General features: G+C 69.9%; 5 protein-coding genes. 4 read left to right on the top strand and 1 reads right to left on the bottom strand.

What is annotated here, in order from left to right; genetic code table 11:
• The first annotated feature begins 537 nt into the window (after positions 1-537).
• The 4 genes from AB0J76_RS43200 (at position 538) to AB0J76_RS43215 (ending at position 5733) form a co-directional block, all read left to right on the top strand.
• Positions 538-756, top strand: coding sequence for a hypothetical protein (locus tag AB0J76_RS43200; protein WP_352325992.1), 219 nt, complete (start codon positions 538-540; stop codon positions 754-756).
• Between the two features lie 543 nt (positions 757-1299).
• Entirely contained in the window at positions 1300-1758 is a 459-nt protein-coding gene (locus AB0J76_RS43205; RefSeq protein ID WP_352325990.1) for a hypothetical protein, read from the top strand.
• A 703-nt stretch (positions 1759-2461) separates the two neighbouring features.
• Positions 2462-2917: a transcriptional regulator NrdR gene (nrdR, locus tag AB0J76_RS43210; protein WP_103955744.1), complete on the top strand. Its 456-nt coding sequence runs from the start codon at positions 2462-2464 to the stop codon at positions 2915-2917.
• Positions 2914-5733 carry a vitamin B12-dependent ribonucleotide reductase gene (locus tag AB0J76_RS43215; RefSeq protein ID WP_352325989.1) on the top strand — a complete coding sequence of 940 codons (2820 nt, stop codon included), beginning with the start codon at positions 2914-2916 and terminating at the stop codon, positions 5731-5733. The genes nrdR and AB0J76_RS43215 overlap by 4 nt, the downstream gene beginning before the upstream one ends.
• Positions 5734-5847: 114 nt before the next feature.
• Here AB0J76_RS43215 and AB0J76_RS43220 read toward each other — a convergent pair whose 3' ends face one another.
• Positions 5848-6672, bottom strand: a complete 825-nt coding sequence (locus tag AB0J76_RS43220) for a glycerophosphodiester phosphodiesterase family protein (protein ID WP_352325988.1) — start codon at positions 6670-6672, stop codon at positions 5848-5850.
• Positions 6673-6901 lie beyond the last annotated feature (229 nt).

Genomic DNA, 6901 nt, shown 5'->3' on the forward strand with positions numbered 1-6901 from the left:
GAGGCCCGAGCGGACCGTCCCTGGGAACGGCGGCGTCCAGGGGAGGCCACGGGCCGCCCGGAGACGCGAAGGCGGCCCTCAGGCGACGCGACCGAGCAGCCCGAAACGCGGGCGCGCCGCCGGAAGAAGGGCGAGCGGCTGGGGGAGCAGGGGCGCCGCTCGGGACGGATGGGCGAGCAAGGGGGGCGCTCAGAGCAGTCGGCCGAGCGGTCCGACAGGCAGGGGCGGCGCTCGGGACGGACGGCGGATCGGTTCATGGCACGGGCGCGGCGCTCTGGGGAGGGCGCGGGCCGGGATCGGGGGGAAGTGGTGAGCGGGCCGGGGGGCGCGCGGCGCCGGGGGGCGCGGAGGAACGGGGGTTCTGGTGACGGTGAGGCTCGCGGGGGGCGGGAGATGTTGGGACGTGTTGTGGGGGCGGAAAGTGCTCCGATCGGTGACGGTGCCGGGTTTGTGCGGAATCGTCGTGCGTTGCGGCGGCGGGGGCGCGGTACCGGAGTGGTTTCTGCGGGTGCCGGCGTCAGGGCTCCGGCTCCTCCGGTGCGGCTGACCCGGCGGGGGCGGACCGTGCTGCTGGTGGTGGTGATGGTGTTGCTGTCCCTGGGCGGGTTCTGGCTCGGGACGCGGGCGGCTGGGCATGCCGCTGTGGGCGCCGGAGTGCCCGGCGATTCCGCGGTGGGCATCAGGGCGGTTGGCCGTGCGGCCGTGGGTGCCGGGCTGCCCGGCCGGGCGGGGTTGCTGGGGGCGGAGGTCGTCTGAGGGCACGCTCTGGGGGGATCGGGGACGCTGAGCTCAGGGGGTAGAGCCTCAGGGGGTAAAGCCTCAGGGGGCGGGCCCGAAGGCATGCCGTGGGATGGGGCCAGACCGATGGGTCCAAGGTGTGCCTGGGGATGGGGGCCAGGCTTATGGCCCCCAGGCGTGCCAGGGCCCTGGGCCTCCGTAAGCCGGGACCCGCGGCTGCGCGTCCCTGGAGGAGCGCCGGATGGGGGACGTGCCGGCCATCGCCGCCGCTCAGTCACCCAGGACGGATGACCGCGTCCTGCTGACGTTCTCCGAGATCCGGCGGATACCGGCCGCGCTGGACCCGCACGATCATGGACGTCGTGCGGATCGTCAGACTGGCGGGGTCGCCATCAGGCAACCGTCCGGCACTGCCGCTACCAGCGCAGATCCCAAGCGCGATCGCGATGCGTCAGTGGAGTGCGCTGGCCGGTGGTTCGCTCAACAGGCACTCCACAGGTTCTCAACATCGGCCTGGCTACCTTCGCGGTGTCCAGTACGACGAGCACCAAGGAGAACTCGATGCGAACGTTCAACACGATGGTCGTCGGTGCGGCGGTGGCCGCCGCGGCTCTGACCGCGGGCGCCCCCGCGCAGGCCTCCGTCCAGACCGGTGCCCAGACCTCCCTGACCGCCGTCACCACGGCCGCGGCGGCGGCCGGCTCGGCGACGATGTCCTGCCGTGAGGTGCGTGTGTACCGTCCGGAGATGCGCAAGGGCCACGTGGCCGCGACCGGCTGGGCGATCGGCTGCTCCAGCAACCAGCGCGTCAAGATCATGCTTCAGCGCAAGCGCTGGTGGGGCTGGCAGAACATCTCCAGCGCCTCCTGGTACGGGGCCGGCAAGAGGACGTTGTACAAGGGCTGCAAGCGGGGGGACACCTTCACCTACCGCCTGCAGGGCCAGGTCAGCTACTACGCAGGCAGCAAGTACGTCGTCCACAACGGCTGGAGCCCCACGATGCGCGCGAAGTGCCCGTGACGTGCTTCGTCCGCCACTTCGTGGGGTGACCATCCGGTACTCCGGTGACGCTTGGCGATCTTGAGTCGTCGGGGGCGCATGGAGACGGCCACCGCGTGATCATTCGGAGTCCGTGGAGACAACCGAAGATCGTGCGGTGGCCGCGAGCCACAGCGTTGACCCTGGCGGCTGGATGGTCATCTCCAACGAGCCGCCCTTCCGTCCCTGTGGGGGTGGGGCATATGTGAGCAAGTGGGGCCGGGGGAGGCGGGGCGGGAGAGGGGAAGGGCTGGGGGCCAGCGGAGAAGGTGGGGTGGGTTCCGAGGTGGTTTGTGGGGGTAGGGGAGGGGGCTTCGGGGGTGGTGGGAGGTGGGGGGAGGCTGTGGGCTCCGGTACCTTTGTGGGGCCTGTTTGGGCTGGTCGCCGTCGGGTGCGAGGGGGCCGGTCGGGTGAGGGGCGCGAGCGGCCGGCAGCGGCGACACGCCCGGGGCCCGTGTGACTGAGGGGCTGATCAGCGACTTCGGCTCAACGGTGTTGCTCAACTTGCGTTCATGGTCGCGCGCTTCTACGGTTGGACCACAACATCTAGTAGTTACACCGATGTCGGTTCACCACACCTTGTGTTTCCGTGACCGCACCATGGCATGCCGTGGGGCGTGCGCGAGCGTACCGCGGCGAGGGTTTTACGCGTGTGGTGGGCCGGGCGGGTCGAGGAGGCGAAGCCGTGCACTGTCCGTTCTGTCGCCACCCTGACACCAGGGTCATCGACAGCCGGTCCACGGACGACGGCGCGGCCATCAGGCGCCGCCGCACCTGTCCCGAGTGCGGGCGCAGGTTCACCACGCAGGAGACCGTCCTGCTGATGGTGAGCAAGCGTAGCGGGGTGACGGAGCCGTTCTCGCGGGACAAGGTCGTCGCGGGCGTGCGGCGGGCCTGTCAGGGCAGGCCGGTCAGTGAGGACTCGCTGGCGCAGCTCGGGCAGCGGGTGGAAGAGGCCATCCGGGCCAAGGGCGCGGCCGAGCTGCCGTCGAACGAGGTGGGCCTGGCGATCCTCGGCCCGCTCCGGGAGCTGGACGAGGTGGCCTACCTGCGATTCGCATCGGTTTATCGCGGTTTCGAGAGCCTGGCGGACTTCGAGGCCGAGATCTCACAGTTGAAGGCGGAGAAGGGGGAGTCATGACGGACACGGCCAGCGGTTCAGTGGCGCGCGGGGGTAAGCGGCCGCGTAAGGGGCTGAGGATGAAGCGGATCTTCACGAAGCCCGGCGTGCACCCGTATGACGAGGTCCAGTGGGAGCGCCGTGACGTCGTGATGACGAACTGGCGCGACGGCTCGATCAACTTCGAGCAGCGGGGTGTCGAGTTCCCCGAGTTCTGGTCGGTGAACGCGGCCAACATCGTGACGACCAAGTACTTCCGCGGCGCAGTGGGCACGCCGCAGCGCGAGTGGAGCCTGAAGCAGCTCGTCGACCGGGTGGTCGGCGTCTACACCCGCACGGGCGTCGAGCACGGCTACTTCGCCAGCGACGAGGACGCCGAGATCTTCGACCACGAGCTCAAGCACGCCCTGGTCCACCAGGTCTTCGCGTTCAACTCGCCGGTCTGGTTCAACGTGGGCACCGCCTCGCCGCAGCAGGTCAGCGCCTGTTTCATCCTCTCCGTGGACGACCAGATGGAGTCGATCCTGGAGTGGTACAAGGAAGAGGGCGTGATCTTCAAGGGCGGTTCCGGGTCGGGCGTCAACCTGTCCCGCATCCGTTCGTCCAAGGAACTGCTCTCCAGCGGCGGCACGGCCAGCGGGCCGGTCAGCTTCATGCGCGGCGCGGACGCCTCCGCGGGCACGATCAAGTCGGGCGGCGCGACGCGCCGGGCGGCCAAGATGGTCGTGCTCGACGTCGACCACCCCGACATCGAGGAGTTCATCGAGACCAAGGCGCGTGAGGAGGACAAGGTCCGGGCCCTGCGTGACGCCGGTTTCGACATGGACCTGGGCGGCAAGGACATCGTCTCCGTCCAGTACCAGAACGCCAACAACTCGGTGCGCGTCTCCGACGAGTTCATGCGCGCGGTGGAGAAGGGCGACCAGTTCGGCCTTCGTGCCCGCCTGACCGGCGAGGTCATCGAGAAGGTCGACGCCAAGGACCTGTTCCGCAAGATGGCCAAGGCCGCCTGGGAGTGCGCCGACCCGGGCGTCCAGTACGACGACACGATCAACGACTGGCACACCACGCCGGAGACCGGCCGGATCACCGCCAGCAACCCGTGCTCGGAGTACGTGCACCTGGACAACTCCTCGTGCAACCTGGCCAGCATCAACCTGCTGAAGTTCCTGAAGGACGACAACACCTTCAACGTCGCCGACTTCGTCAAGCTGACCGAGCTGATCATCACCGCGATGGACATCTCGATCACCTTCGCCGACTTCCCGACCGAGAAGATCGGCGAGACCACGCGGGCCTACCGCCAGCTCGGCATCGGCTACGCCAACCTGGGCGCGCTGCTCATGGCCACCGGCCACGCCTACGACTCCGACGGCGGCCGCGCGGTGGCCGGGGCGATCACGTCGCTGATGACCGGGGTGTCCTACCGGCGCAGCGCCGAGCTGGCCGGGGTGGTGGGCGCGTACGACGGTTACGCCCGCAACGCCGAGCCGCACAAGCGGGTCATGCGCAAGCACGCCGCCGCCAACGACAACCTGCGCACGGTCGGCACCATGGACGCGAAGATCCACGCCGAGGCGTCGCGCCAGTGGTCGGAGTGCCTGAAGGTCGGCGAGAAGAACGGCTACCGCAACGCCCAGGCCAGCCTGCTCGCCCCCACCGGCACCATCGGCCTGATGATGGACTGCGACACCACCGGCATCGAGCCCGACCTCGCGCTGGTCAAGTTCAAGAAGCTGGTCGGCGGCGGCTCGATGCAGATCGTCAACCAGACGATCCCGCGGGCGCTCAAGCAGCTCGGCTACCAGCAGGAGCAGATCGAGGCCATCGTCGAGTACATCGGCGAGCACAGCCACGTCGTCGACGCCCCCGGCCTGCGCAAGGAGCACTACGAGGTGTTCGACTGCGCGATGGGCGAGCGGGCCATCGCGCCGATGGGCCACGTGCGGATGATGGCGGCGACCCAGCCGTTCCTGTCCGGCGCGATCTCCAAGACGGTCAACCTGCCGGAATCGGCCACGATCGACGACATCGAGCAGGTCTACCTGGAGGGCTGGAAGCTCGGCCTGAAGGCGCTGGCCGTCTACCGCGACAACTGCAAGGTCGGCCAGCCGCTGTCGGCCGGCAACGGCGCCAAGAAGGACGAGCCGAAGGCCGTCGAGGCCGAGCCCGAGGTCAAGGTCATCGAGGTCAACCGGCCGACCCGGCGGCGCATGCCCAACCAGCGTCCCAGCATGACCACCCGCTTCACCGTGGGCGGCGCCAAGGGCTACATGACCGCTTCGTCCTACCCTGACGACGGGCTCGGCGAGGTCTTCCTCAAGATGTCCAAGCAGGGCTCGACGCTGGCGGGCGTCATGGACGCCTTCTCGGTGGCGATCTCCATCGGCCTCCAGTACGGGGTGCCGCTCGAGACGTACATGAGCAAGTTCGTAAACATGCGGTTCGAGCCGGCGGGCATGACGGACGACCCGGACATCCGGATGGCCACGTCGGTGATGGACTACATCTTCCGCCGCCTGGCCCTCGACCACCTGCCCTACGACGAGCGGGCGGCGCTCGGCATCTTCTCGGCGGCCGAGCGCGCCGCGCAGCAGCGCGGCGAGGACCCGGCGGCGCTGCCTGAGGCGGTCGACCGGGAGGCGCTGGCCCAGTCGGCGCCCATCGAGAAGCCCAAGGACGAGCCGAAGGAGGAGCCGGTCCGGGAGCTGACGCTGGAGAGCCACCAGCGCTTCACCGCCGACGCGCCGCTCTGCATGACCTGCGGCACCAAGATGCGGCCGGCCGGAAGCTGCTACGTGTGCGAGGGCTGCGGCTCGACCAGCGGCTGCAGCTGATCCACGCTGAACTGAGATGAGGGGGCCCGAGAACGGGCCCCCTCATCGGCGTTCCAGGGGGTCAGGCTCGGTCAGGCGTTTCGGGCGGGCGGGTTCTGGTCAGGCGTTTCGGGGTCAGGTTCCGGTCAGCAGGTCGCGCAGGACGTCGGGTTTGTCGGTGATGATGCCGTCCACCTGGTACGTCAGCAGGCGTTGCATGACGTCGGGGCTGTCGACCGTCCAGGCGAAGACCTTCATGCCGTGCTCGTGGGCCAGCTTCACGTACGAAGGGGTGAGCGCGGCGTACGGCGGGTTGACGTGGTCGGCGAACCTGGCCAGGCCGGGCAGCGCGGCGGTGCTCGGCGTGCCGAGCAGCCCGATCGGCACGTCGGGCAGCAGCCGGTGGAAGGCGCGCATCGAGTCCCAGTCGAACGACTGGACCACCAGCCGCCCCGGCACGAGCCAGGAGGGCTCGGCGCGCAGCGCGCGGACGATGCGGGCCTCGATGCCCGGGTAGAGCTTCGGCTCCTTGACCTCCAGCAGCATGCCGGCACGGGATCCGGCTGTCGCGCGCAGCGCCTCCTGCAGGGTCGGCACCCGCTCGCCGGTGTACTCCCGGTCGAACCAGGAGCCGGCGTCCAGCCTGCGGATCTGCGCGAGCGTGAGGTCGCGCACCCGCCAGGGCGCAAGGCCGGGCAGGGCGCGCTCGGCGTCGGTGGTCCGGGCGAGGGTGGTGTCGTGCATCAGGACCAGCTCGTGGTCCTTGGTCTCCTGGACGTCCAGCTCGAACAGGTCGGCCCCCTGGCGGGCGGCGAGCTGGAAGGCGGCGACGGTGTTCTCCGGCGCGTACGCCGAAGCGCCCCGATGGGCGACGTTGACCACCGTGGTCACGGCGGCGGTGGGCGGGGAGGCCAGGGGGAGGAGGGCGAGGGGCAGGAACAGGGCGAGTCGCCGCAACATGGATCTCCTCGGTGGGGGAGAGACCGACACCTCCGACCATGACCAGCAAGGATGACCGTGAGTTGAGGGCAGAGTAACGCAGCGGTGCCCATCCGATGAGGCTTCGACACGCGGACATGCGTGGGGGGGGGGGGGGGGGGGGGCCCCCCCCCCCCCCCCCGGGACGACGGGGGGGTAGTGAGAGGGGGACGTGAATATGAGCCGCGGCCCGCGCGGGGTGGAGCCCGCG

It is taken from the genome of Nonomuraea sp. NPDC049624 (assembly GCF_040675255.1).
Classification (GTDB): domain Bacteria; phylum Actinomycetota; class Actinomycetes; order Streptosporangiales; family Streptosporangiaceae; genus Nonomuraea.